Source organism: Bradyrhizobium sp. USDA 4532, assembly GCF_024171315.1.
Classification (GTDB): domain Bacteria; phylum Pseudomonadota; class Alphaproteobacteria; order Rhizobiales; family Xanthobacteraceae; genus Bradyrhizobium; species Bradyrhizobium australafricanum.
In genome coordinates this window covers 3,159,164-3,184,105 of sequence record NZ_JALJZN010000001.1, presented here as the reverse complement: position 1 = coordinate 3,184,105, position 24,942 = coordinate 3,159,164, and the positions used below count along the sequence as shown (strand labels likewise).

Below are 24,942 nucleotides of genomic sequence, written 5' to 3'. Positions count from 1 at the left end.
GGAAACGGCATGGGTCACTCCTGCTCGCGCGTATTTGGGTTGTTCCGATGACAGGCTCGGTCATCATCGTCGGCGCCGGACACGCCGGCTTCCAGCTCGCGGCGTCGCTGCGCCAGGCCGGCTTCGCCGAGCGCATCGCCCTGATCAATGACGAAGGCCATTTGCCGTATCAGCGGCCGCCGCTGTCGAAGGCCTATCTGAAAGGGACCGGCGGGCCCGAGAGCCTGATGTTCCGGCCCGACAAGTTCTACCAGGACAACAAGATCGAGCTGATCACCGATCGCGCCCATGCGATCGACCGCAATGCGCGGAAGGTGGCGCTCGCCTCCGGCGCGTCGCTCGATTACGGACACCTGGTGTTCGCAACCGGCGCGCGGAACCGGCTGCTGGATATCCCCAACGCCAAGCTCGACGCAGTCCGCTACCTGCGCATTCTGGATGAGAGCCAGGCGCTGCGCGACTTGATCGCGCCCGGCATGCGCGTCGTCGTGATCGGTGCGGGCTTCATCGGGCTCGAATTCGCCGCCACTGCCCGGGCCAAGGGCCTCGAGGTCGACGTGGTCGAGCTTGCCTCCCGCGTGATGGCGCGGGCGGTGACCGCGGAGATTTCCGAGTTCTCGCAATCCCGCCACAGCGCGGCCGGCATCCGGATTCACCTCGGGGTGCAGGTCACGGCGATCGAGGCCGATGGCGGCAAGGTTACCGGTGTCAGCCTGAGCAACGGCACGCATATCCCGGCCGACCTCGTCGTGGTCGGCGTCGGTGTGCTGCCGAATGTCGAGCTTGCGGCGGAGGCCGGGCTGCCGGTGGCATCCGGCATCATCGTCGACGAGCATCTGTTGACCGCCGATCCGAATGTCTCCGCGATCGGCGATTGCGCGCTCTATACCAGCAAACGCTTCGGCGGGTCGCTGCGGCTGGAGTCGGTGCAGAATGCGACCGACCATGCGCGCTGCGTGGCGTCGCGGCTGACCGGCAAGACCGAGGTCTATGACGGTCTGCCGTGGTTCTGGAGCGACCAGGGCCCCGACAAGCTGCAGATGGCGGGTCTCACCACCGGCTACGACCGCGTCGTAGTGCGCGGCGACCGCGCGCAGGGCGCGTTCTCGGCGTTCTGCTATCGCGGCGACAAGCTGCTCGGCATCGAATCGATCAATCGCGCCGGCGATCACATGTTCGGTCGCCGGCTGCTCGGCGCCGGCGGCTCGATTACGCCGGAGCAGGCGGCGGATGCGAGCTTTGATCTGAAGAGTGCGCTGGCGCAAATGTAAGCAAGCGTCGTCCCGGCGAAAGCCGGGACCCATACTCCGCGGCAGTCGTTGGCGGAGACGAACGCAGTTGCCACGCGTGTGCCCCCAAACTGTGGCCGGTGGTTATGGGTCCCGGCCTTCGCCGGGACGACTTGGGGAGAGAGCGTCCTCCACCTCATCCGCCGTCGGCATCGACGGCGCGGCTCCCATCCGTTGCACGCAAATCGAGGCGGCGGCGTTGGCGTAGGCCAGCGCGTCGCCGAGCGGCTTGCCGATGGCGAGCTGTGAGGCGAGGGCGCCGACGAAGCAATCGCCGGCGCCTGTGGTGTCGACGGCCTTGACCTCGCGTCCCGGCACGAGCAGCGGCTGGTTGTCGACCAGCGCCAGCACGCCGCGCTTTCCGAGCGTGACGCAGACGATCCTGCCTTGCCCCAACGCCCGGGCCGCCTCGGAGAAGCGCTCCGGCGTGTCGCTGTCGCGCAGCTCCGTGCCAGTCAGGTAGCCGAGTTCGGTCTCGTTTAGAACGAGGATGTCGACGAGATCGAGCAGAGCCTTGTCGGCCTGTTTTGCCGGTGCCGGATTGAGGATCGTGGTGGCGCCGACGGCGCGGGCGCGTCGGAAGAAGGCAGCGATCGCCGGCAGCGGGATCTCGAACTGGCTGACCGCGACGTCACCCCTCGCGAGGACGGGGGCCGCGACATCATCGGCCTCGACCAGCCCGTTGGCGCCCGGCACGACGACGATCGTGTTGTCGGCGTTGGCGAGCGTGATGATCGCCGTGCCTGAATGCGTGCCGTCGGTGTCCTTGACGAAGCTGAGATCGACGCCTTGCGCGGCAAGGAACGTTCGCAGCTCCTTGCCGAATGCATCGGTGCCGAGCCGGCCGATCAGCGTGGTCGGTACGCCGAGCTTGGCCGAAGCCACCGCCTGGTTGGCGCCCTTGCCACCGGGAAAATAGAGCACGGCCTCGCCTGCCACGGTTTCGCCGATCCGCGGATGGCGCTCGGCGGTCGCCACCACGTCCATATTGATGCTGCCGGCGACGAAGACGCGCCCCATGGCCTAGCCCCATTCACCCCTATCAAGCCTCGGCGCGAAACTCCTGCTTGACCGCCGCGATATCCGCCAGCGTCGGCAGGCCGGCCTCGTTGCCGAGCTTCTGGATCTTGAAGGTCGAGGCTGCGCGCGCGAACTTGAAGTGCTCATGCCAGCCTTTGCTCGGGTTTGAAAGGTAGGAGTAGATGTAGGCGCCGTGGAAGACGTCGCCGGCGCCGTTGGTGTCGATCACGCGCGCGCGCGGGATCGGGAAAGCCGGCAGCGTGCGCACTGTGCCGGCCTCGTCATACCAGAGCAGGCCGCGCTCGCCCATGGTGACGCCGCCGACCTTGCAGCCGCGACCCTTGAGATAGTCGAGCATCTGCTCCGGCGTCTTGTCCATCTGCTCGCACAGGCGTTCGGCGACGATCGCAATGTCGATGAATGCGAGCAGCTCGTGGGTGTTGGTGCGCAGGCCGCCGCCGTCGAGCGAGGTCAGGATGCCATCCTCGCGGCACAGCTTCGCATAATGGATCGCGGCGTCCGGCTGGTGGCCGTCGATGTGCAACGCGCGGCAGCCCTTGATGTTCAGCAGCGGAAAAGGATGGATGTGCTGGTCGTCGCGGCAGCGGACGATGGCGCGCTTGCCGTCGTTCGGCATGATGAAGGACAGCGAGGAGGAGTTGACTTTGCGGGGGTGGAACGAGATGCCGTACCTGTCGGCCATGTCCCAGAACATCCGTCCCAGCCAGTCATTGGCCATGGTGGCGATCAGGTCCGGCGGGACGCCGAGCTTGGCGCAGCAGAATGCTGCGGTCACGGCGTTGCCGCCGAACGACACCGCATAGGCGTCGGCGACGTGCTTTTCGTCGCCAACAGGCATGTGATCTGTGATGAAGGTGACGTCGATATAGGTCTGTCCGATGAAGAGGGCCTGCATTCGCTTTCCGTCGTGGCTTGGTGTGGTCCCGGCCGGCGGTTCCAGACTAGCATTGCTGATCGGCCGATATCGCTGAAAATATTCGCAACCCTGCCTGGTTTACAGGTAGAGATGATGGCTGCGCCGGGCCGTTCTGGCATGCGGCATAACGGCCGGCGGCAGTCCGTGGTTCCGGGTTGGGTTAAGGGAGAAACACAATGACGGCAGATTCGGGGAGGTTGCAGCCATGATTACCGGTCTCGATCACATCGTCGTCCTGACCAGTGACATCGCTGCTGCCAGCGCGGCCTATGAGGCGCTGTTCGCGCGGACGCCTTCCTGGCGCTACAGTGGCGGTGGTGCGAACCGCACGCTGTCACGCTCGACAACACCACGCTGGAATTGGTGGCGCCGCTCGGCGACGATGACGCAGCCCAGCGCATCCGCAGCGCGCTCGTTACGCAAGGTGAGGGGCTTGCGAGCCTCTGCTTCCGCACCAGCGACATCGCCAGGACACACCGCCGGCTCGACCGGCTGACGCTGAAGCCCGAACCCGTCACTGAAGTCGAAAGCCGCGACGAGACCAGCGGCGCCGTGCTGTCGTGGAAGCGTACGCGGGCCGCGACCGATGCGACGCGCGGCGTGCGCATGTTCTTCCTGGAACGCGAGCAGGAGCGGCCGTTGTCGGTGCGTACCACGACCGCATCGATCACCGCGATGGATCATGTGGTGGTTTCGACCGCCGACCCGGAACGCGCCGCCGCGCTCTATGGCGCGCGGCTCGGGCTCGACATGGCGCTCGACCGGTCGCATCCGGAGTGGGGCCGGCTGATGTTCTTCCGCTGCGGCGACCTCGTGGTCGAGGTCACGCACCGGCCGGGCAAGGAAAACGACAAGGCGGAGGCCGACGCGCCGGACCGGCTGCGCGGCATCTGCTGGCGCGTCGCCGATATCGACGCCACACGTGCGCGGCTGATCGCCGCTGGCGTCGACGTCTCCGAGGTTCGTACCGGCCGCAAGCCCGGCACGCGCGTGATGACCGTGCGCAACGGCACCTGCGGCGTGCCGACGCTGCTGGTGCAGCCTTCGCAAGGAAAACCGGACTAGGGCGCGTTTCATGCGCGCGTCGTCATGACAGCGTGCATCCGGGAATGGCAGGGAGAACGCTGCATGCCGCGTCTGCGAGAAATATTCCCGCATGGCCGTCACGACAACATTCGTTCTCAAACGTCGTTCGTCATGCTACATTCATCAATTCAGCATCACGGGCGATCGATTTGGCCAAGGCAAAGCGAATACAGAGATGGCAGCGCGACCCCCAGGGGATGCGGCTGCGGATTCTCGAGGCTGCCAAGCAGGAATTCGCCGCCCATGGCCTCGCCGGCGCGCGGGTCGACCGCATCGCGGCCAACGCCGACGCCAACAAGCGCATGCTGTACTACCACGTCGGCAACAAGGAGGATCTCTATCTCGAGGTGCTGGAAGGCGCCTATGAGAAGATCCGCGCCGAGGAGCGCACCCTCGATCTCGAGCATCTCGATCCGCCCGAGGCGATCGGGCGTCTGATCGACTTCACGTGGAACTATTTTCTGCGCAATCCCGAGTTCCTGGCGCTCCTGAACACCGAAAACCTGGCCAAGGCAAAACACCTGAAGCGTTCGACCAAGGTCAAGTCGATGCACTCGCCCTTTGTCGAGATGATCCGCACCGTGGTGACGCGCGGGGTCGAGAGCGGCGATTTCCGCGTCGCGGTCGATCCGGTGCAGCTCTACATCTCGATCGCCGGGCTGGCGTTCTTCTATCTATCCAACAGCGCTACGCTGAGCGTGATCTTCGGCCGCGACCTCTTGAAGAAGGACGCCCGCGACGAGCGCCTCGAGCACATGACCGCGCTGGTACTGGCGGCGCTGACCGGCAAATCCACGGCGGCGTTCGGCGGCGCGATGCCGGTGCTGCGCGCGGCCGAGCACCGCGTGGTGTGAGGTCTTGCGATCATTGCGGTGATCCGTAGCCCGGATGGAGCCAACGGGTCGCGCGAACGCGCGCCCGATGACAGGCTCCGCGCAATCCGGGGAGTTGCATGCGCGGATAGCGGTCCCGGATTTCGCTGCGCTTCATCCGGGCTACGAAGTCTCATCCGACAAAAATTCCCACCTGACGAAAGTAGCGTATTTCGGCGCGATTTTGCCGCGCGCTTGGGACTGGACAGTATTTATCCAACGGGTTAATTTCTGAACGAACAGAGAGACTGCAAAGGGAGCGTGACGTGGCGGAGGCAAAGAGCCCTTCGGGCCTGTCGAAGGTGCTGAATGCGGCGTGGGTACGTCCGTTCCTGTTTTTGGTTGTCATCGTGGCGGCCTGGGACCTCGCGATCCGCTTGTTCCATATTCCCGCCTACCAAATTCCCTCGCCCGGCGACGTCGTCGCGGTGCTGTGGAGCGACTGGCCGGAACTGCTGCGGCAGTCCTGGCCGACAACCTATGCAACGATCTGCGGCTTCCTGCTCTCGGCGCTGTTCGGCATTCCCGTTGCGATGCTGATCGCGGGCTCGAAGACGATCGAGAGCTACGTCTATCCGCTGCTGGTGTTCTCCCAATCCGTGCCGAAGATCGCGATCGCGCCGCTGTTCGTGGTGTGGTTCGGCTTCGGCATCATCCCCAAGGTGATCTCCGCGTTCCTGCTCGGCTTCTTCCCCGTGGTGGTGTCGGCGGTGCAGGGCTTCAAGTCGGTCGACCCTGATATGGTCGATCTGGCGCGCGCGATGCAGGGCAGCCGCTTCCAGGTGTTCCGTGCGGTCAACCTGCCGCACGCGATGCCCGCAATCTTCTCCGGCCTGAAAGTCTCGGTGACGCTCGCCGTGGTTGGCGCCGTCGTCGGCGAGTTCGTCGGCTCCAATTCCGGCATCGGCTATGTGATGCAGCGCTCGATCGGCACCTTCGACCTGCCGACGATGTTCGCCGCGCTGGCGATCCTCGCGCTGCTCGGCGTCATCCTGTTCTGGATCGTCGACCGCATCGAGCGGCTGGTGATCCCCTGGCACGTCAGCCAGCGCGATGACATCATTTTTGCTTCCTAGGGATATCGCAGAGCCACCTAACGAAAAGGGAAACCGTCATTGCGAGCGAAGCGAAGCAATCCATCGCGCCACAAGCTGAGAAATGGATTGCTTCGTCGCTCTCGCTCCTCGCAATGACGAAAAACAGGGAGAGAACGTGATGCGATTGATCACTGCTGTCATTGCCGCACTGGCCTGGACCGCGCTTGCGGTGGCCCCTGCATCTGCGGCCGACAAGGTCGTGCTGATGCTGAACTGGTACGTCTACGGCGAGCACGCGCCGTTCTATTACGGCAAGGCCAAGGGCATCTATGCCACTGAGGGCATCGACCTCGAGATCCAGGAAGGCCGCGGCTCGGCCGCGACCACGCAGGCGGTGGCCGCCAAGACCGCCGATTTCGGCTATGTCGACGTGCCGACGATGATGCGCGCGGCCGTGAAGGGTGCGCCGGTGATTGCCACCGGCGTGCTGCTGCAGACCAGCCCGATGTCGGCGATGAGCCTTGCCGACAAGAACATCAGGAAGCCGGAGGACATCAAGGGCAAGACGGTCGCGATCACGCCGGCGGATTCGATGACGCAGATCTGGCCGCTGTTCCTGAAGAAGACCGGTCTGAAGGAAAGCGATTTCAACACCGTCGCCGGCGACGGCCAGACCAAGCTCAACGCCGTGATCAACGGCCAGGCCGACCTGCTGCTCGGCTACGTCATGGACCAGTCGATGAAGATCAAGGACGCCACCGGCAAGGACGTCTATCCGATCAAGTTCGCCGACTACGGCATCAACATGGTGTCGTCGGGCATCATCGCGAACTCCGACTATATGAAGGCCAATGCGGACCTGGTCCGCCGCTTCATGTCGGCGACGACAAAGGCGGTGGAAGCCGCGGAGAAGGACCCCAAGGCCGCTGCGCAGTCGATCCTCGACGCCAACCCGAAGGGCGGCAAGATCCACACGTTGACGCAAGGCTTCGAGCTGACGATCCCGCTCTATCGTACGCCGGAGACCAGGACCAGGCGGCCGTTCCAGGTCACCGACCAGAACATGACCGAGTCGGTCAATTTGATGGTCGAGTATGGCGGCCTCGACGCCAAGGCCAAGGCCAATCCGAAGGCGTTCTACACCAACGACTATCTGCCGAAGGGTGACTCGTGAGCGCAACAAACACCGTCATTCCGGGGCGATGCGAAGCATCGAACCCGGAATCTCGAGATTCCGGGTCTGGTCCTTCGGACCATCCCGGAATGACAGCATTCTACATCCTAGTGGATTCGACAGAATGAATCCTGCAACCAAACCAGCCGATGTTCAGCCCGCCGCGCATCTGCGCCTGGTGTCGGACCGCGCCGCGGATGCCACGCCGGGTATCAAACTCTCCGGCGTCTCGAAGACCTACCGGTCACGCGACGGCGATGTGCCGTCGCTGCGGCCGCTCGACTTCACCATCAACGACGGCGAGTTCTTTGTCGTGGTCGGGCCCTCCGGCTGCGGCAAGTCCACCCTGCTCAAGATGATCTCGGGCCTGCTGCCGCCGACGACCGGCGAGGTGCTGGTCGACGGCGAGCCGGTGACCAGGCCGCACGGCAATGTCGGCATCGTGTTCCAGAACGCGCTGCTGCTGCCGTGGCGCAACATCCTCTCCAACGTGATGTTGCCGATCGACATGAAGCAGCTGCCGCGGGACAAGTATCTCGCGCGCGCCAAGGATCTGCTGAAGCTGGTCGGCCTCGAAGGTTTCGAGAAGAAGCTGCCCTGGCAGCTTTCCGGCGGCATGCAGCAGCGCGCCTCGATCTGTCGCGCCCTGGTGCACGACCCCAAGATCATGCTGATGGACGAGCCGTTCGGCGCGCTCGACGCCATGACGCGCGAGCGGATGAATGTCGAATTGATGCGGATCCAGCGCGAGACCGGCAAGACGGTCCTGTTGATCACGCACTCGATCCCGGAAGCCGTGTTCCTCGCCGACCGCGTGCTCGTGATGACCGAGCGGCCCGGCGCGATCGCCGCGATCTACGACGTGCCGATGCCACGGCTGCGCTCGCTCGAGACGATGTCCGATCCTGTCTTCAACGAACTGGTGCAGCGGATCCGGAAGCATTTCTTCTCACAGGGGTCGCTGGACTAACACCCGAGCCGTCAATGCCGCTTCGCCTCAAAGTCAACGATATCGCCTTCTTCGAACGGCCGCTGGTGTTCGCCCGGCCGTTCCGCTTCGGCGCGGTGACGATCACCGCATCGACGCAGATGTTCGTGCGGGTCGAGATCGAGGTGGAAGGCAAGGGCCGCGCCACCGGCGCCAGCGCCGAGATGCTGGCGCCGAAATGGTTCGACAAGCGGCCGCATCTCACCGAAGCGCAGTCGCTCGACGGGCTTCGCCGCTCGCTTGCGATCGCGCGCGGGCTCTATCTGGCGAACAAGGGTCTTGAGACCGCGTTTGGCCTCCACGCCGAACGTATCGGCCCGCAGGTTGCGGCCTGCGCAGCTGAAGACATTCCGCCGCTTGCCGCCGGCTTTGGCCCGGCCGAGATCGACAAGGCGATCCTGGATGCGCTGCTGCGCGCCGCCGGCGCGAACTTCTTCGACGGCATGGCCGGCAATATCGCCGGCATCGACGAGCGGCTGACGCCTGATCTAGACGACGCGGCGATCGCGCGGTTTCTGTCGACGCGCCAACGGCTCGAGCGTGTCGCCGTCAGGCACACGGTCGGAATGGACGACAAGGTTGAAGGCGAGGGCGGCGTCGCCGACCGCAACGAGAACGCCGGTGCGCGCTATTTCAAGCTTAAGCTGAACGGCGATCCCGCACATGACGCGGCGCGGCTGGCGCGGATCGGCGGCGAGCTCGCAAAGCTGCCTTACGCAACCAGGATCACGCTCGACGCCAACGAGCAATATGCCGACCTTGCCGCGCTGAACGCGCTGGTCGACCGGCTCGACCATGACGCGGCGCTGCAGCCGATCAGGGCAAACCTGCTCTATATCGAGCAGCCGATGCCGCGCGATATCACAAGAGCCTCGCCGCTCGGGAAACTGGCGGCGTACGGCATCATCATCGACGAAGCCGACGATTCCTATGACGCATTCCCGCAGGCCCGCGTGCTCGGCTATCGCGGCATCTCCTCGAAATCCTGCAAGGGCATCTACAAGTCCATCATCAACGCCACCCGCGCGGCGGCGTGGAACGCTGAGAGCGGCGGGTATTTCATCAGCGGCGAGGACCTGACCTGCCAGGCCGGGCTCGGCGTGCAGCAGGACCTCGCGCTCGGGGCGCTGATCGGCGTCACCCATGCCGAGCGCAACGGACATCATTATGTCGATGGCTTTGCCGACACCCCGGCTGACGAGGCCGACGCCTTCTTCACCGCGCATTCCGATCTCTACACGCGCGCGGGCAGCAAGGTCCGCCTCGCGATCCATGACGGCGATCTGCTGACGGAATCGATCGCCGCCGCGCCGGGCTTTGCCAGTTCGATCCATCCGGACTGGTCCACCATGCAGCCGCTCAAGCGGCCAACACCACGCGTTTCGCAGGAGCAAGCAGTATGACGACCAAACGCCTCGGCCTGATCATGAACGGCGTCACCGGCCGGATGGGGCTCAACCAGCATCTGATCCGCTCGATCGTCGCGATCCGCGAGCAGGGCGGTGTGCGGCTCGCGAACGGCGACCGCGTCATGCCCGATCCGATCCTGGTCGGCCGCGACGCCGAGAAGGTCGGCGCGTTGGCAAAACGCTACAACATCGAACGCCACACCACCGATCTCGATCGTGCGCTCGCGGACAACGGCGACACCGTGTTCTTCGACGCCGCGACCACGCAGGCGCGGCCCTCGCTGCTGACCAAGGCGATCAATGCCGGCAAGCATGTCTATTGCGAGAAGCCGATCGCGACCAATCTCGAGGAGGCCGTTGCGGTGGTGAAGCTCGCCAATGCCAGGGGCCTCAAGCACGGCACCGTGCAGGACAAGCTGTTCCTGCCGGGCCTGAAGAAGCTCGCTTTCCTGCGCGACTCCGGCTTCTTCGGCCGCATGCTCTCGGTGCGCGGCGAGTTCGGCTATTGGGTGTTCGAGGGCGGCTGGCAGCAAGCGCAGCGGCCGTCGTGGAACTACCGCGCCGAGGACGGCGGCGGCATCATCCTCGACATGGTCTGCCACTGGCGCTACGTGCTCGACAATCTGTTCGGCGAAGTCGAGAGCGTGACCTGCCTCGGCACGACTGACATCCCCGAGCGCTATGACGAGAAGGGCAAGAAATACCAGGCGACCGCCGATGATTCCGCCTACGCCACGTTCCGCCTGAAGGGTGGCGTCATTGCGCACATCAACATGAGCTGGGTGACGCGTGTCTACCGCGACGACCTCGTCACCTTCCAGGTCGACGGCACCCATGGCTCGGCGGTGGCGGGCCTGACCGACTGCGTGATCCAGGCACGCCAGGCGACGCCGCGGCCGGTGTGGAATCCGGACGAGAAGCGGATGCATGATTTCTATGCCGACTGGCAGAAGCTGCCTGAGAACGTCGTCTACGACAACGGCTTCAAGGAACAGTGGGAGATGTTCATCCGCCATGTCTGCGAGGACGCGCCCTACAAATACACCCTGCTCGAAGGCGCCAAGGGCGTGCAGCTCGCCGAATGCGCGCTGAGGAGCTGGAAGGAGCGGCGCTGGATCGACGTCGCCCCGATATCAGTCTGAGAAGGGACCTTGCCATGAACAAGCCAGTCCGGCCGATATCATCTCAGTCGCTGAAGCTGCCGACCGCCGATGGCGCCCTCGAGACCTATCGCCTGGCGGCGTCGCGGACCTTTCCGGCGAAGCTCGAGGGTACGCTGAACCGCGTGGCATTCTCGGCCGCGCATGTGGTGGCCGATCCGCGCGCCGACGTCGATCCCTGGCTGGCCGCGGCGATCGACTGGGACAGGACGATCGCGTTTCGTGAGCACGTCTGGGACCTCGGCCTCGGCGTCGCCGAAGCCATGGACACCGCGCAGCGCGGCATGGGGCTGGATTGGCCGACCTCGCTCGAACTGATCCAGCGCTCGGTGAAGGCGGCCAAGGCCAGGGGCAATGCGCTGGTGTTCTCCGGCGCCGGCACCGACCATCTCGCGGTTGAGCACGCCAGGTCGATCGACAATGTGATCCACGCCTATGAGGAGCAGATCGCGGCAGTGGAGAGGGCCGGCGGCCGCATCATCCTGATGGCCTCGCGCGCATTGGCAAAGCTCGGCAAGAGCGCTGACGACTACGCCAGGGTCTACGACCGCGTGCTGTCGCAGGTTCGTGAGCCCGTGATCATCCATTGGCTCGGCGACATGTTCGATCCGGCGCTATCAGGTTACTGGGGCACGGCCGATCTCGACAAGGCGATGGATACGGCGGTTGCGATCATCAACGCCAATGCGGCCAAGGTCGATGGCGTCAAGGTCTCGCTGCTCGACAAGCAGCGCGAGATCGACATGCGGCGCCGACTCGATCCGCGGGTCAAAATGTACACCGGCGACGACTTCAACTATGCCGAACTGATCGCCGGCGACGACAAGGGATTTTCCCACGCGCTGCTCGGCATTTTCGATGCGATCGCACCGGCGGCGTCCTACGCGCTGTCGCGGCTCGCGGCCGGCGATGAGGCCAGCTTCCACGATGTGCTTGGACCGACGGTGCCGCTGTCGCGCCATATCTTCAAGGCGCCGACGCGCTTCTACAAGACCGGCATCGTGTTCATGGCCTATCTCAACGGGCACCAGGATCATTTTACGATGGTCGGCGGGCAGGAGAGCGCGCGCTCGACCTTGCATCTTGCCGAGCTGTTCCGGCTCGCCGACAAGGCTGGTCTGCTCGCCAATCCGGAGCTCGCGACGCGCCGGATGGCGACGATCCTGGCCACGCGCGGCATCGACGCCTGATGCGCGACTTTTCCAACGACCACCGCTGGCTGTCGCTGAACACGGCGACCGTCCGCAAGCAGGGCGATCTTCTCGCCATCGTCGAGGCCTGCGCGCGCCATGGCATCCGAGCCATCGATCCCTGGCGCGACCAGGTCGCAGCCGTCGGCCTCGATCGCGCCGTCCGTGCGGTCAGGGATGCCGGGCTCGATCTGTCGGGCTATTGCCGCGGCGGCATGTTCACGGCAGATGGCGCGCATCGCAGCGAGGCGCGCGACGACAATCGCCGTGCTGTCGACGAGGCGGCGGCGCTCGGCGCCTCCTGCATCGTGCTGGTGGTCGGCGGCCTGCCGCAATATTCACGGCCGGGCAGCGCGGCGTCGAAGGATATAGCGTTGGCACGATCGCAGGTGCATGACGGCATCGCCGAGATGCTGGACTATGCGAAACAAGCAAAGCTGCCGCTCGCGATCGAGCCGCTGCATCCGGCCTATGCCGCCGACCGCGCCTGCGTGAACACCACAAGGCATGCGCTCGATATCTGCGACGCACTCGATCCCGGCAGAACCGGCGCGATCGGCGTCGCGCTCGACGTCTATCACATCTGGTGGGATCCGGAGTTGATGCGCCAGATCGCGCGCGCCGGCCAGGATCGCCTGCTCGCGTTCCATGTCTGCGACTGGCTGGTGCCGACCAAGGACATCCTCAACGACCGCGGCATGATGGGTGACGGCGTCATCGACATCAGATCGGTGCGCGCCGCCGTCGAGGCGCAGGGCTTTGACGGCTATTCGGAGATTGAGATCTTTTCGAATGACTGGTGGGGCCGTCCGCTGGACGAAGTGCTGCGAACCTGCATCGAGCGGCACCGGACGGTGGTCTAGTACGCCGTCAGGTGGGCACGGCGCTGCATGCTTCCCGCCCCATCAGGACTCCTCGTTGCGGTGCTCGATCTCAAGCGTGACGAGCCGCGCCAGCAGCGTTGCCGGATAGAGCTGGCCGAAGATCGCCTCGAGATTGCACAGGCTCCGCGCGATCGGATGCAACGGAGCGACGTCGCCATAACCTGTCGTCGTGAGCGTGGCGAAGCTGAAATAGAGGACGCGGCTCGCCAATGTCGGGCTGTCTTCCACCTTCATGCCGGGAAATGCGTCGGGCCTCAGCGTGCCGACAAAGGTGTAGAGCGCCGCGAAGATCACGGCGACCGTGAGATAGAGCAGGACCGCGCCGATCACACGGTGATAGGTGACGCGGCCTGGCGCGAACGTCGCGCGCGCCACCGTCACGGCCATGGTGAGGCCGACGAGCAGCCAGGATGCGGCGAACAGGTTGAGATCGAAAATTGAAGGTGAGCGTAGTCTCAGGATCCCGCCCGTGACGATCATGACGAGCGCGACCAGCATCGTGACGACCGCCAGCGTGCTGCCTGACATCAGGAAGACGCCGCCGACCAGGACCAGCGCGAGCAGGAGCTCAAAAATCTGGAACTCGAACAGCCCCAATGCCTGCAACGGCGCTACCACGAAAATCATGACCAGGAGCAGGACAGTGAGCACCGTCAACAAGGAATCGCCCCAGCGCTCGCGTAGCTCGCCAGTGCTCATCCAGCCGCGCTTCATTCCCGCCCCGTCATTCGGCATTGCATCGGGATGCCGATACCAGACATTGCTGCGCGCCGGCCGCAAAGGCAAGATGGGGGACTGGCATTCTGTGGCGCGCCCGGCGATCCAGAGCGCCGTCCGGCCGTCTCAGGGGCTCGCGACCCGCTGCAGCGTGTTGAAGCGGGCTTTCTGCTCGCTGCTCAGCATCGCATAGAACTCGTCCAGTGCGGGCTCGATCAGCTTCGCGGCCTTCTGCATGGCTTCGAGCCGGTGCTGCATCGCCTCCAGCCGGCCGACCGGCGTCAGCTGCACGTCGTTCGGGCAGGCCGCCTGCAGGTCCGCTATGGCTCTTGTGGTCGCATCGCTCAGGCGGTCGAGCGCCTCCTTCTGCTTGCCGGCTGGATGAAGCGAGGCCGCGATCCGGTTGATCGGCAGGTGCGCCAGGTCGGATTTCGAATCGCCGCAATTGCCGGCTTGCGCGGTCGCCTCCTGCTGCGGCGAACGCTCGCCGACATGTGGACCGAGCGCATTGAAGCGGGCCTGTTGCTCGTCGCTGAGCGAGCTGTAGAAATTCTCCAGCGCAGGCCGCACGATCTTGATCGCCTCGAGCGTCGCGCTGATGCGGTTTTGCATCGACCGCAAGCGGCCGGTGGGCGTCATGGCATAGCTGTCCGAACAGGAGTCCTTGAAGATATCGGCGGCCTTTGCCGCTGATGTCTTCAACTCGTCGAGCAGGGCGCGCTGCTGCTGGTCCGGCCGTACCGCCCGCGCGATGTCGGCAAGCGGCCAGGCCGTGACGCCCTTGTCCGGTTCGCCGCAGAGCTGCTTGACTGCCTGCGGGCTCGTGTCGGTGCGCTGACGGGACCGATCGCGGCCCGCGGTCGCCGGATAGTCGCCAGGATAGATGCTGGCATAGGCGGAGTAGGGACTGTTGGTGTCCCAGAACACGGTGTCGACGAAGTCGTCATAGGCGTAGGCCCAATAGCCGGGCTCGTAGGCATAGGACCAGAACGTGTAGTCAAAGATGTCCGAATAGGCGTAGGGCCAGAACACCGGCCCAAGCCACGCCACGAAGGCCGCGTGGCTGCCGCGTCGCCAGGCATGTCGGGGCGCCCAGCCGCCTTGGCGCGCCGCAAGCCCTGCCTGGCCTTGCGCGCCTGCCTGCTCGCGGAAGTGCGCGGCAAACCGCTCGCGCTGCGCCGCCTGCGTCGCGGCCGTGGTCGCGACCGCGGCTCCAACCGTTGCTGCCGGCGCCAATCTCTGCTGGCGGGCAACGTCGGCCTGCTGCGCACGCTGCTCGCGCTGCAACAGACGGCTCTGCGCCTGCAGGGCACGGTCATGGACGCGTTGCGCGCGTGCACCTTGGACCTTTTGCGACTGCAATTGCTGCACGCGTTGCTGCAGGCGATCGATCCGGGTCTGCCGCTCGGTGGTCTGGCGCGAGAGCGCGTCACGCTGCCGCTGCTGCGCCGCCTGCTGGCGTTGCTGGATCATCTGCTGATGCTGCTGCGCGCGCTGTTGAACGCGCTCCGTCGGCGACGGCCGCTCGCTCAAGCGCGAAGGTGGACTCGGGCGTGATGGCGCCGCGATATGCGGAGCCTGGCGCTGCGGTGCTCCTCGACGGAATTCGGGGCGTGGCGTTGCGACACGCGGCGCGGCGATATGGGGGGCCTGGCGCACCGACGGGGCGGCGAAATGCGGGGCCGGGCGCGGCGCCATCGCCGGTCGCTGCGGGGCGTGGAACGCGGGTGCTGCCGGCCGTGCCATCGCGGGTGGCCGAGCCATTGCAGGCGGTCTCGCCATTGCGGGCGGCCTGGCCATTGCGGGAGGGGCGGCGTGTACCATCGGCGCGGCGGGACGCGCCATTGCGGCCGGTGCAGCCGGCCTTGCCGCCGGTGGACCCTTTCCGTGTGGCTGGGCGGACGCGCCGCCGTGCGGCACGAGCATCGAGCTGCCAATCGAAAAGACAACAAACAAAGCGCTGCGGGAAAGCATGAGCTTAGCTCTCCGTTCAACAGTCGCCCGCAGTACTTTAACGCACCGACGTCGGATTCGTTCGTTGTGGCTACGGCCGGCGTTACGGTCTTCCGGCGAGGGGAACCGTCAGGAAACGTCCTGCGTGAGGGTCGCCGCGATCCGCTGCGTCGCCCAGTCGACCTGATCGGCCGTGATCACCAGCGGCGGAGCGATCCGGATGGTGTGCTCATGGGTGTCCTTGGCGAGGATGCCGCGCGCCTGCAGCGCCAGGCAATAGCGACGGGCGCCGCCGGCTTCGGGATGCAGCTCGATCGCCAACATCAGCCCGCGCCCGCGCACCTCGCGGATCACGTTGGCGCGGATGTCCTGCAATCCGGCGAGAAAGCGGGCGCCCTGTTGCGCGGCGTTCTCGATCATTCCCTCGTCGATCAGCACGCGCAGCGCCGCCCGCGCCACCGCGCAGGCCAGCGGATTGCCGCCGAAGGTCGAACCGTGCTGGCCGGGCCGCAGCGTGCCGAGCACGGCGTTGTTGGAAAGCACCGCCGACACCGGATAGAAGCCGCCCGACAGCGCCTTGCCGAGCAGCGTCACGTCGGCCTCGATCCCTTCGTGCTGCTCGGCGAGCAGCTTGCCGGTGCGGCCGAGCCCGGTCTGAATCTCGTCGAGCACAAGCATCACATTATGCGTGGTGCACAGCTCGCGCACGCGGGCGAAATAGCCTGGCGGAGGAATCACGACGCCGGCTTCGCCCTGGATCGGCTCGACCAGGAAGGCCGCGGTGTTCGGCGTGATCGCCTGCTCGAGCGCGGCGGCATCGCCGAACGGGATGATCTTGAAGCCCGGCGCGAATGGGCCGAAATGGTCGCGCGAGCCGGGATCGGTCGAGAAGCCGACGATGCCGAGCGTGCGTCCGTGGAAATTATTGGCGCAGACGATGATCTCGGCCTGCCCGTCCGGCACGCCCTTGACCTCATAGGCCCATTTGCGCACCGACTTGATCGCGCTCTCCACCGCCTCGGCGCCGCTGTTCATCGGCAGCACCTTGTGCGAGCCGGTCAGCTCTGCGAGCTCGCGGTAGAAGGGAGCAAGCTGGTCGTTGTGGAAGGCGCGCGAGGTCAGCGTCAGCCGCTGCGCCTGCTCGATCATGGCTGCGAGGATCTTAGGATGGCAGTGGCCCTGGCTCACCGCCGAATAGGCGGAGAGACAGTCGAGGTAGCGGTTGCCATCGGTATCCCAGACCCAGACGCCTTCGCCGCGGGACAGCACGACCCCGATCGGCTCGTAATTGTAAGTGCCGAACTGCGCCTCGGTTGCGAGGAAATCAGTGACCGATGCATTCATCATGCGTCACTCCCGCTGCAGCGCACGAGAGATTACATCAAATCGTGCCTGCAGTTGATTTGGGCATCAGTTCCTCCACAGGGAAGTGTGTCGCCGGCCGAATTCGCAGGGAACAATTTATGCGCTGATGCTGCAGAGCACGCTGAGGAAGCCGCGGAAGCGCACCCGCCCGCCACGCACCGGCTCGTCGTCGAGCGCGTAGTTCGGGAAGCGTTTGAGGAACCGCGAGATCGCGATGGCGCCTTCGAGGCGCGCCAGCGCCATGCCGGCGCATTGATGCGCGCCGGTGCCGAAGGCAAGGTGGCGGTTCGGCGTGCGCGCGACGTCGAAAGCTTCGGGGTTGGGGAATTGCGCGGGGTCGCGGTTGGCCGCGCCGATGCAGAGCGTGACCAGCGTGCCCGCCGGCAGCTTGATGCCGCCGAGCTCGGTCTCTTCCACGATCATGCGGTTGCCGAGCTGGTTCGAGCTTTCGTAGCGCAGCATCTCCTCGACCGCGGTCTTGATCAGCTCGGGTTGCGCGATCAGCCGTTGCTTCTGATCCGGATTTTGGCTGAGCGTCACCAGCCCGTTGCCGATCAGATTGGTCGTGGTTTCGTGGCCGGCGTTGAGCAGGAAGATGCAGTTGTGCAGCAATTCCTTCGCGGTCAGCCGCTCGCCATTGTCCTCACCCTGGATCAGCCTTGTCAGCACGTCGCGTTCGGGGTTGCCCGGCTTCTTGCGGCGGCGTTCAACCAGCGTTTCGAGATAGGCGAGGAAATCCTTCACCGCATTGTTGCCGCGATCGAACGCCTCCTTGCCGATCACCGGCTCCAGCGCGCCCAGGATCGCCAGCGACCAGTCACGCAGCGGCTCGCGTTCGTCGTGCGGCACGTCGAGCAGATTGCCGATCACCTCGACCGGAATGGCCGAGGCGAAGTCGCCGATCAGCTCGAAGCGGTCGCGGGTCTCGATCCGGTCGAGCAGGCTGTCGACCAGCGCGATCAGGTCAGGCTCCATGCCGGCGATCGCCCGCGGCGACAATGCGCCCATGATCAGCCGCCGCACGCGGGTATGCGCCGGCGGATCGTTGAAGACGAGGCTGGTCGTGTGATGCTCGTAGAGCAGCGAGTTGCCGTATTTCGGCAAGAACTCCTTCTTCTTGTCGGAGGAGAATGCCTTGGTGTTCTTGTAGGCGGCGATGAGGTCGTCGTAGCGGGTGAGAAAATAGCAGCCGTTCGGCAGCCGCTTGACCGGCGCGCTCTCGCGCAACGCGCGATAGGTCGGGTAGGGGTCGGCATAGAACTCCGGCGTCAGCTTCTCGAGGTCGAAGCCGTCAGCCAGCTCGCGCGCGTGTCCGTTCATGGCGCATCCAACCCAATTAGTTTCATTTGCAACTATCGTAAGCCGCGTGCGGCGGCCGCGCAACACAATTTGCTGGGGCCGGGAACAGCGCGCCGGGGCGTCGCGTGGTGCGAGCAAATCGCAGAGCCATATGCGGTTTTGCGCTTTGATGAAGCGCGCGCGCCCCTCTACAGTCGCGACCAAACAACAAGACCGGAAACGCCAATGCATGCCCGTGCCGACACTGCGGCCTCCTGGCCCGAGGAGATCTTCTCGATATTGCAGCGCTTCGAGGTGCGTCAGGTGCCCTACGTGCCCGACGCCGGCCATTCAGAGCTGATCGAGCGGGTGCTGGGGTCGTCCTCGATGCGCGGCATCGCGCTGACCACCGAGGAAGAGGGCGTGGCGCTGCTCGCGGGCGCCTGGGCCGGCGGCCAGCGCGGCGTGCTGCTGATGCAGTCGAGCGGGGTCGGCAATTGCATCAACATGCTGTCGCTGGTGCAGATCTTCCGCCTGCCGTTCCTGACGCTGGTGACGATGCGCGGCGAATGGGGCGAGTTCAATCCCTGGCAGGTGCCGATGGGCTCGAACACGCAAGGGATACTCGAACTGTCCGGGATCAAGGTGCTGCGCGCCTCGCACCCTGAAGAAGTCCGCGAAGTCGTCGAGGCCGGCGCAGCGCAGGCCTTTAACGCCTGCACGCCCACCGCCGTCCTGCTGTCGCAGCGCCTGATCGGGGCAAAGGTCTTCACCAAATGAGCAAAGCCAATCTCCTCGACCGCCGTGCCGTCGTTTCCGAACTGCTGAAAGATCGCAAGGGCGCGTTCGCCGTCGGCGGCCTCGGCGCCTCGACCTATGACATCGCCGCTGCCGGCGACCACGACCGCAACTTTTATCTCTGGGGTGGCATGGGCGGCGCCGTGATGATCGGGCTCGGCCTCGCGCTGGCCCAGCCGACGCTGCCGGTCGTCGTGATCACCGGCGACGGCGAGATGCTGATGGGGATGGGAAGCCTCGCCACCGTCGGCCTGCAGCAGCCCAAAAATCTCTCGATCATCGTGCTGGACAATGAGGCTTACGGCGAGACCGGCGGCCAGGCCAGCCATACCGGCGGAACCGCCGACCTCGTGGGTATTGCCAAAGCCTGCGGAATCGGGGATAGCCGGGCGATCAGCACGATGGCTGAGGTCGAGGCTTTTGCCTCGTCTTTGCAAGACGTTACGGCGGGGCCGCGGTTCGCCAGCGCGAAGATCGACGGGGCCAATCTGGAGCGCGTGCTGTCCAGCCGCGACGGCACCTACCTCGTGAACCGCATCAGAGGGTCGATCGGCCACACTCCTATTTAAAGTGGCTTTCGCGGTGCAATAGAACCTTGACTTTTGGTAAAGTGAGTGATTACTCACGACCCAAATGTCTACCTTACGCATGACGAGTGACTTGCGGCGTCAGTTGATCCTGAGCGCCGCCAAGCGGTGTTTCGCCCGCAGCGGCTTTGCCGGCACCACGACAAAGAGCGTGGCGGCCGCGGCTGCCATTTCGGAAGGGCTGCTGTTCAAGCACTTCCCGTCCAAGGCGGCGCTCTATGCCGAGATCCTTGCCGAGGAGTGCGAGGCGGATCCCGATCTCGCGCATCTGCTCGGCCAGGAGCCCTCGACCGCGACCCTGGTCGAGCTGGTGCAAGGCATGGTCGATCACTTCATGCAGTTGCGTGATGCGCCGGACCAGGAAGAGACGCAGCGGATGCGGCTGATGGTGACGAGCCATCTCGACGACGGCGAGTTTGCGCGCCTGCTCTACGACAAGGTCGGCAAGCTGATCGGCCCGACCTTCGCCGCCTCGCTCGAGCGGGCGATCGCCGCCGGCGAGGCCACGAAGATCGGCGACGAGCCGCTCAACCTATTCTGGTTTGCGCACCATACCGTGCTGATGGGTGCGCTGACCCAGCTGCCTGCGACACCATGTCTCCCCTACGGCGATGCCGCTGCGGCCGAGCGGCAGCTTTGCCAATTCATCCTTCGCGGCATCGGACTTACCGAAGCCGCAATTTCAACTCATTTGGGCCGCCAGCCGTCGCCGATCGCAGGACCGTCGGTAACTGCAGAAAGTGCATGACATGAATATTCAGACCGAAAGCCACATCTCGGGGCAACCGATCAAGGAGAAGCAAGCCAAGCGTCCCGTCCGCATGGTGCGCTGGTTCATCATCGTAGGCCTGTTGCTGGCCCTGCTCGTCGGTGCGCTGGTCGGCTTCAACGCCTTCCGCAGCCACATGATCGCGCAGTTCTTTGCCAACAATAAGCCGCCGCCGGCGAACGTGTCGGCCGTCGAGGCGAAGACTGAGGTGATTCCGAACCTGCTGACCGCTGTCGGCGATCTCGTCGCCGTGCACCAGGTCAACGTCACGACCGACGTGCCGGGCCGCATCACCGAGATCCAGTTCACCGCCGGCAGCCACGTAAAGGCCGGTACGCCGCTGGTGCAGTTGTTCGACGCACCGGAGCAGGGCGACCTCGCCAACTACAAGGCGCAGGCGACCGTGGGCGAGCTGCAGCTCGACCGCGCCAAGCAACTCGCGTCGCGCCAGTTCGGTCCGCAGTCGACCGTCGATACGGCGCAGGCGGCTTACGACCAGGCCAAGGCGGGCATTGCCAAGACCGAAGCGCTGATCTCGCAGAAGCTGGTGCGCGCACCGTTCGAAGGCGATCTCGGCGTGCGCCAGGTCGAAGTCGGCCAGTATCTGACGGCCGGCACGCAGATCGTGTCGCTGACCGATCTGTCGGTGCTGTACGCCAACCTGACCGTCACCGAGAAGCAGAGCTCTCAGATCAAGGTCGGCCAGGCCGTACGGGTCTCGGTCGACGCCTATCCGGGCCGCACCTTCGAGGGCAAGATCACGACCATCGAGCCGCAGATCGCGACCGACACCCGCAACATCCGGGTGCAGGCCACGATCCAGAATCCGGACAGCATCCTCAAGCCCGGCATGTTCGCGACCACCACGATCGTGCTGCCCGGGAAGCCGCCGGTCGTGACCATTCCCGAAACCGCGGTCGACTACACGCTGTACGGCGACTCGGTGTTCCTGATCACCGAGAAGAAGGGCGACGACGGCAAGACCACCCTGACCGCGGACCGCACCTTCGTGAAGACCGGCAACCGCGTCGAGGGCCGTGTCGAGATCCTCAAGGGTCTGAAGGCGGGGGACAAGGTCGTCGCAGTCGGCCAGATCAAGCTGCAGTCGGGCATGCCGGTTGCGATCTCGACCGATCCGCCGCCGCCGGTTCCGGCCGAACCGCCGCGCTACTGATCTTCATTCATCGAACTCGGAGGGCCATCGGCCCTCCGCCACATCTTGCCGCAAGCCGGCAGAACACGAATCGAGTTGGCGATGGCCTTCACTGATATTTTCATCAAGCGCCCGGTGCTGTCGGTCGTCGTCAGTCTGCTGATCCTGCTGATCGGCCTGCGCGCGGCGATGGTTTTGCCGATCCGGCAATATCCGAATCTTTCGAACACCGTCGTGACGATCACCACGTCATATCCCGGTGCGTCGCCCGAGCTGATCAACGGCTTCATCACCACGCCGATCGAGCAGGCCGTCGCGTCGGCCGAAGGCGTCGACTACATGACGTCGAACTCGGTGCTCGGCACCTCGACGATTCAGGTCTACGTCAAGCTCAATCACGATCCGAACCAGGCGCTCACCGAGGTGCTCGCCAAGGTCAACTCGGTCAAATACCTGATCCCGAAGGAAGCCTTCGATCCCGTCGTGACCAAGGCGACCGGTGACACCATCGCCGTGATGTATCTCGGCTTCTCCAGCGAGGAGCTGACCGGATCGTCGATCTCCGACTATCTGACCCGCGTCGTGCAGCCGGTGCTCTCGACGGTCGATGGCGTCGCCTCGGCCGACATCCTCGGCGGCCAGACCTTCGCGATGCGCGTCTGGCTCGATCCGACCCGCATGGCCGGACGCGGCGTATCGCCCAACGACGTCGCCGCCGCGATCGCCGCCAACAACTTCCAGGCGGCCGCCGGCCAGACCAAGGGCTTCTTCATCGTCTCCAACGTCTCGGCCAATACCGACCTTCAGAACATCGATCAGTTCAAGCGGATGATCGTGAAGGCGAAGGACGGCGGCTTTGTGCGCATCGAGGACATCGCGACGGTGGAGCTCGCCGCGCAAAGCACGGACGCCAGCGTCGCCTTCAACGGCGAGCATGCGATCTTCATCGGCATCAAGGCGACGCCGCAGGGCAACCCGCTGACCCTGGTGAAGGGCGTGCGCGCGCTGTTCCCCGACCTCGAGCGCAACCTGCCGCCGTCGATGAAGATGAAGGTGGCCTACGATTCCACGAAGTTCATTCAATCGTCGATCGATGAGGTCGAGAAGACGCTCACTGAAGCGGTCCTGATCGTCGTCGTCGTCATCTTCCTGTTCCTGGCCTCGCTGCGGTCGGTGATCATTCCCGTCGTCACCATCCCGCTGTCGCTGATTGGCGTCTGCATCCTGATGCTGGCCGCCGGCTTCAGCTTCAACCTGCTGACGCTGCTGGCGATGGTGCTGGCGATCGGCCTCGTGGTCGACGACGCGATCGTGGTCGTGGAGAACATCCATCGACATCTCGAGGAGGGCCTGCCACCGGTGCAGGCATCGCTAAAGGGTGCCCGGGAGATCGTCGGTCCCGTCGTCTCCATGACGATCACGCTGGCGGCGGTGTACGCGCCGATCGGCTTCCTCGGCGGCGTGACCGGCACGCTGTTCCGCGAATTCGCCTTCACGCTGGCGGGCTCGGTGATCGTGTCGGGCGTGATCGCGCTGACGCTGTCGCCTATGATGTGCTCGGTGTTCCTCAAGAGCGCGGAGGAGGGGCGTTTCGCCAAGGTGGTCAATCGCGTGTTCGGCGCGTTGACGCGGGCCTATGGCCGTCAGCTCGACCGTTCGCTCGACTACCGCCCGATCACGGCGCTGTTCGCTGTGACCATCCTCGGTCTGGTCGGCTTCCTCTATATGCACATCCAGAAGGAGCTGGCGCCGCAGGAGGACCAGGGCATCGTGTTCGCGGTGACCAAGGCGCCGAAATACGCCAACATCGACTACATCGATTTCTACGGCGACAAGATGGACAAGGAGTTCCAGAAGTTTCCCGAGACCGACCTGCGGTTCATCCTGAACGGCATCACCGGTCCGCAGGGCGGCTTCGCGGGCATGCTGCTCAAGCCGTGGGATGAGCGCAAGCGCAGCGCGCAGGCGCTGCAGCCGCTGGTTCAGGCCGAGCTGTCCAAGATCGAGGGCATCAGCGCGTTCGCGTTCAGCCTGCCGCCGCTGCCCGGCGGCCCCGGCGGTCTGCCGGTACAGATGGTGATCTCTTCGACGGCCGGATTCCAGCAGGTGTTCGACCAGATGAGCAAGCTGAAGGATGCGGCGCGCAAGAGCGGCCTGTTCATCGTCACCGACAGCGACCTTGACTTCAACCAGCCGGTGGTCCGGGTGAAGGTCGACCGCTCGAAGGCGAGCGACCTCGGCATCACCATGCAGTCGATCGGCGGCGCCCTGGCGACGCTGCTGGGCGGCAACTATGTCAACCGCTTCAATCTGGAAGGACGCTCCTACCAGGTGATCCCGCAGGTGCCGCGCGCCAGCCGGCTCGCGCCTGAGGCATTCAACGATTACTACGTCCCGACCGCGACCGGGCAGCTGGTGCGGCTGTCCACCGTGGTTTCGGTCGAGACCGGCGTCGATCCGAACGCGCTGACACACTACAACCAGCTCAACTCGTCGACCTTCCAGGCGGTGCCGATGCCCGGCGTCTCGATGGGCCAGGCGGTGGAGTTCCTGCAGGGTGAAGCCAAGAAGCTGCCGTCCGGCTTCAGCTACGACTTCTTGGCCGACTCCCGGCAATACGTCCACGAAGGCAACCAGCTGCTGGTCACCTTCGCGTTCGCCATCATCATCATCTTCCTGGTGCTGGCGGCGCAGTTCGAGAGCCTGCGCGATCCGTTCGTGATCATGATCTCGGTGCCGATGGCGATCGTCGGCGCCCTGATCCCGCTGTTCTTCGGCGTCGCCACCATGAACATCTACACCCAGGTGGGCCTGCTGACGTTGGTCGGATTGATCACCAAGCACGGCATCCTGATGGTGGAGTTCGCCAACGAGTTGCAGCTCAACGAGGGACTGGACCGCCGCGCGGCCATCGAGATGGCCGCCCGGATCCGCCTGCGTCCGATCCTGATGACGACGGCGGCCATGGTCACCGGCCTGCTGCCGCTGCTCACGGCCTCGGGCGCCGGCGCTGCCAGCCGCTTCTCGATCGGGCTTGTGGTCGTCGCCGGTATGACGATCGGCACGCTGTTCACGCTGTTCGTGCTGCCAATGGTCTACACGGTGATCGCGACCGACCACCAGGCCGCTGCCCATTCCGATCGCGCCAAGCAGATCGCCGACTACGAGCTCGACCGTCGCGGCGGCGCGCTGAAACCGACCTGAGCCCTCCAAGCTCATGCTCGCAGGGAAGGCGGCACTGGCGAAAGCCACTGCCGCCTTTTCTTTGTCTCGTGA

At 65.1% G+C, this 24,942-nt stretch carries 21 protein-coding genes and 1 pseudogene; 16 read left to right on the top strand and 6 right to left on the bottom strand.

Annotated elements, in window-relative coordinates; translation table 11 throughout:
• The first annotated feature begins 47 nt into the window (after positions 1–47).
• Positions 48–1,271 (top strand): NAD(P)/FAD-dependent oxidoreductase, encoded by a 1,224-nt coding sequence (locus J2R76_RS15175; protein ID WP_057017492.1) that lies wholly within the window; start codon positions 48–50, stop codon positions 1,269–1,271.
• A gap of 102 nt (positions 1,272–1,373) precedes the next feature.
• Here the strand turns inward: J2R76_RS15175 and rbsK are convergent, their stop codons facing one another.
• A complete protein-coding gene (rbsK, locus tag J2R76_RS15170; protein WP_076826993.1) occupies positions 1,374–2,309 on the bottom strand; it encodes a ribokinase in 936 nt (311 codons plus the stop codon).
• A 22-nt stretch (positions 2,310–2,331) separates the two neighbouring features.
• The gene (locus J2R76_RS15165) at positions 2,332–3,225 is read right to left on the bottom strand and encodes a sugar kinase (protein ID WP_028331857.1); all 894 of its coding nucleotides are present in this window, start codon (positions 3,223–3,225) and stop codon (positions 2,332–2,334) included.
• A gap of 226 nt (positions 3,226–3,451) precedes the next feature.
• Between J2R76_RS15165 and J2R76_RS15160 the strand changes: the two are divergent.
• The 9 genes and pseudogenes from J2R76_RS15160 to J2R76_RS15120 all read left to right on the top strand — a co-directional run bounded on the left by J2R76_RS15160 (position 3,452) and on the right by J2R76_RS15120 (position 13,025).
• Positions 3,452–4,311: pseudogene (locus J2R76_RS15160) on the top strand (VOC family protein).
• 218 nt (positions 4,312–4,529) lie between these two features.
• Entirely contained in the window at positions 4,530–5,186 is a 657-nt protein-coding gene (locus J2R76_RS15155) for a TetR/AcrR family transcriptional regulator (protein ID WP_057017592.1), read from the top strand.
• A gap of 284 nt (positions 5,187–5,470) precedes the next feature.
• Complete coding sequence (locus J2R76_RS15150) at positions 5,471–6,280, top strand: ABC transporter permease (protein ID WP_076827105.1); 810 nt, start codon at positions 5,471–5,473, stop codon at positions 6,278–6,280.
• Positions 6,281–6,416: 136 nt separating this feature from the next.
• Entirely contained in the window at positions 6,417–7,415 is a 999-nt protein-coding gene (locus J2R76_RS15145) for an ABC transporter substrate-binding protein (protein WP_375166494.1), read from the top strand.
• A gap of 124 nt (positions 7,416–7,539) precedes the next feature.
• Entirely contained in the window at positions 7,540–8,385 is an 846-nt protein-coding gene (locus tag J2R76_RS15140; protein WP_057017594.1) for an ABC transporter ATP-binding protein, read from the top strand.
• Positions 8,386–8,399: 14 nt separating this feature from the next.
• Positions 8,400–9,806 (top strand): hypothetical protein, encoded by a 1,407-nt coding sequence (locus J2R76_RS15135; protein ID WP_057017595.1) that lies wholly within the window; start codon positions 8,400–8,402, stop codon positions 9,804–9,806.
• Positions 9,803–10,954 carry a Gfo/Idh/MocA family protein gene (locus tag J2R76_RS15130; RefSeq protein ID WP_076827107.1) on the top strand — a complete coding sequence of 384 codons (1,152 nt, stop codon included), beginning with the start codon at positions 9,803–9,805 and terminating at the stop codon, positions 10,952–10,954. The genes J2R76_RS15135 and J2R76_RS15130 overlap by 4 nt, the downstream gene beginning before the upstream one ends.
• A 14-nt stretch (positions 10,955–10,968) precedes the next feature.
• Positions 10,969–12,162 (top strand): dihydrodipicolinate synthase family protein, encoded by a 1,194-nt coding sequence (locus J2R76_RS15125; RefSeq protein WP_057017597.1) that lies wholly within the window; start codon positions 10,969–10,971, stop codon positions 12,160–12,162.
• Entirely contained in the window at positions 12,162–13,025 is an 864-nt protein-coding gene (locus J2R76_RS15120; RefSeq protein ID WP_057017598.1) for a sugar phosphate isomerase/epimerase, read from the top strand. Before J2R76_RS15125 ends, J2R76_RS15120 begins: the two co-directional genes overlap by 1 nt.
• A gap of 42 nt (positions 13,026–13,067) precedes the next feature.
• Here J2R76_RS15120 and J2R76_RS15115 read toward each other — a convergent pair whose 3' ends face one another.
• The gene (locus J2R76_RS15115) at positions 13,068–13,745 is read right to left on the bottom strand and encodes a potassium channel family protein (protein WP_225160765.1); all 678 of its coding nucleotides are present in this window, start codon (positions 13,743–13,745) and stop codon (positions 13,068–13,070) included.
• A gap of 144 nt (positions 13,746–13,889) precedes the next feature.
• On the bottom strand, positions 13,890–14,813 hold the full coding sequence (locus J2R76_RS40815) for a Spy/CpxP family protein refolding chaperone (RefSeq protein WP_244558778.1): 924 nt from the start codon (positions 14,811–14,813) through the stop codon (positions 13,890–13,892).
• A 51-nt stretch (positions 14,814–14,864) separates the two neighbouring features.
• Between J2R76_RS40815 and J2R76_RS15105 the strand changes: the two genes are divergently transcribed.
• Positions 14,865–15,320, top strand: a complete 456-nt coding sequence (locus J2R76_RS15105; RefSeq protein WP_244558779.1) for a hypothetical protein — start codon at positions 14,865–14,867, stop codon at positions 15,318–15,320.
• A gap of 525 nt (positions 15,321–15,845) precedes the next feature.
• On the opposite strand, the gene rocD is transcribed toward J2R76_RS15105, so the two are convergent.
• Positions 15,846–17,060, bottom strand: coding sequence for an ornithine--oxo-acid transaminase (gene rocD, locus J2R76_RS15100; protein ID WP_076827228.1), 1,215 nt, complete (start codon positions 17,058–17,060; stop codon positions 15,846–15,848).
• Between the two features lie 117 nt (positions 17,061–17,177).
• Positions 17,178–18,401 (bottom strand): cytochrome P450, encoded by a 1,224-nt coding sequence (locus J2R76_RS15095; protein WP_076827109.1) that lies wholly within the window; start codon positions 18,399–18,401, stop codon positions 17,178–17,180.
• A gap of 204 nt (positions 18,402–18,605) precedes the next feature.
• Here J2R76_RS15095 and J2R76_RS15090 point away from each other — a divergent pair, with 204 nt between their 5' ends.
• From J2R76_RS15090 to J2R76_RS15070, 5 genes are all read left to right on the top strand, one after another.
• Positions 18,606–19,139: a thiamine pyrophosphate-binding protein gene (locus J2R76_RS15090; protein WP_057017601.1), complete on the top strand. Its 534-nt coding sequence runs from the start codon at positions 18,606–18,608 to the stop codon at positions 19,137–19,139.
• Positions 19,136–19,726, top strand: coding sequence for a thiamine pyrophosphate-dependent enzyme (locus J2R76_RS15085; protein ID WP_076827111.1), 591 nt, complete (start codon positions 19,136–19,138; stop codon positions 19,724–19,726). Before J2R76_RS15090 ends, J2R76_RS15085 begins: the two co-directional genes overlap by 4 nt.
• Positions 19,727–19,790: 64 nt before the next feature.
• Positions 19,791–20,492, top strand: coding sequence for a TetR/AcrR family transcriptional regulator (locus J2R76_RS15080; protein WP_076827113.1), 702 nt, complete (start codon positions 19,791–19,793; stop codon positions 20,490–20,492).
• A gap of 1 nt (position 20,493) precedes the next feature.
• Positions 20,494–21,687, top strand: coding sequence for an efflux RND transporter periplasmic adaptor subunit (locus J2R76_RS15075; protein ID WP_076827115.1), 1,194 nt, complete (start codon positions 20,494–20,496; stop codon positions 21,685–21,687).
• An 81-nt stretch (positions 21,688–21,768) separates the two neighbouring features.
• Positions 21,769–24,870 carry a multidrug efflux RND transporter permease subunit gene (locus J2R76_RS15070; RefSeq protein ID WP_057017603.1) on the top strand — a complete coding sequence of 1,034 codons (3,102 nt, stop codon included), beginning with the start codon at positions 21,769–21,771 and terminating at the stop codon, positions 24,868–24,870.
• The last annotated feature ends 72 nt before the right edge of the window (positions 24,871–24,942 follow it).

Bases quoted from the DNA above. Each gene is read 5' to 3' on its own strand.
- J2R76_RS15075 (WP_076827115.1), top strand. From the start codon at position 20,494: ATGAATATTCAGACCGAAAGCCACATCTCGGGGCAACCGATCAAGGAG.
- J2R76_RS15155 (WP_057017592.1), top strand. From the start codon at position 4,530: ATGCGGCTGCGGATTCTCGAGGCTGCCAAGCAGGAATTCGCCGCCCAT.
- J2R76_RS15080 (WP_076827113.1), top strand. From the start codon at position 19,791: ATGTCTACCTTACGCATGACGAGTGACTTGCGGCGTCAGTTGATCCTG.
- J2R76_RS15090 (WP_057017601.1), top strand. From the start codon at position 18,606: ATGCATGCCCGTGCCGACACTGCGGCCTCCTGGCCCGAGGAGATCTTC.
- J2R76_RS15175 (WP_057017492.1), top strand. From the start codon at position 48: ATGACAGGCTCGGTCATCATCGTCGGCGCCGGACACGCCGGCTTCCAG.
- J2R76_RS15095 (WP_076827109.1), bottom strand. From the start codon at position 18,401: ATGAACGGACACGCGCGCGAGCTGGCTGACGGCTTCGACCTCGAGAAG.
- J2R76_RS15140 (WP_057017594.1), top strand. From the start codon at position 7,540: ATGAATCCTGCAACCAAACCAGCCGATGTTCAGCCCGCCGCGCATCTG.
- J2R76_RS15070 (WP_057017603.1), top strand. From the start codon at position 21,769: ATGGCCTTCACTGATATTTTCATCAAGCGCCCGGTGCTGTCGGTCGTC.
- J2R76_RS15165 (WP_028331857.1), bottom strand. From the start codon at position 3,225: ATGCAGGCCCTCTTCATCGGACAGACCTATATCGACGTCACCTTCATC.
- J2R76_RS15125 (WP_057017597.1), top strand. From the start codon at position 10,969: ATGAACAAGCCAGTCCGGCCGATATCATCTCAGTCGCTGAAGCTGCCG.
- J2R76_RS15120 (WP_057017598.1), top strand. From the start codon at position 12,162: ATGCGCGACTTTTCCAACGACCACCGCTGGCTGTCGCTGAACACGGCG.
- J2R76_RS15130 (WP_076827107.1), top strand. From the start codon at position 9,803: ATGACGACCAAACGCCTCGGCCTGATCATGAACGGCGTCACCGGCCGG.
- rbsK (WP_076826993.1), bottom strand. From the start codon at position 2,309: ATGGGGCGCGTCTTCGTCGCCGGCAGCATCAATATGGACGTGGTGGCG.
- J2R76_RS15115 (WP_225160765.1), bottom strand. From the start codon at position 13,745: ATGAGCACTGGCGAGCTACGCGAGCGCTGGGGCGATTCCTTGTTGACG.
- J2R76_RS15135 (WP_057017595.1), top strand. From the start codon at position 8,400: ATGCCGCTTCGCCTCAAAGTCAACGATATCGCCTTCTTCGAACGGCCG.
- rocD (WP_076827228.1), bottom strand. From the start codon at position 17,060: ATGAATGCATCGGTCACTGATTTCCTCGCAACCGAGGCGCAGTTCGGC.
- J2R76_RS15085 (WP_076827111.1), top strand. From the start codon at position 19,136: ATGAGCAAAGCCAATCTCCTCGACCGCCGTGCCGTCGTTTCCGAACTG.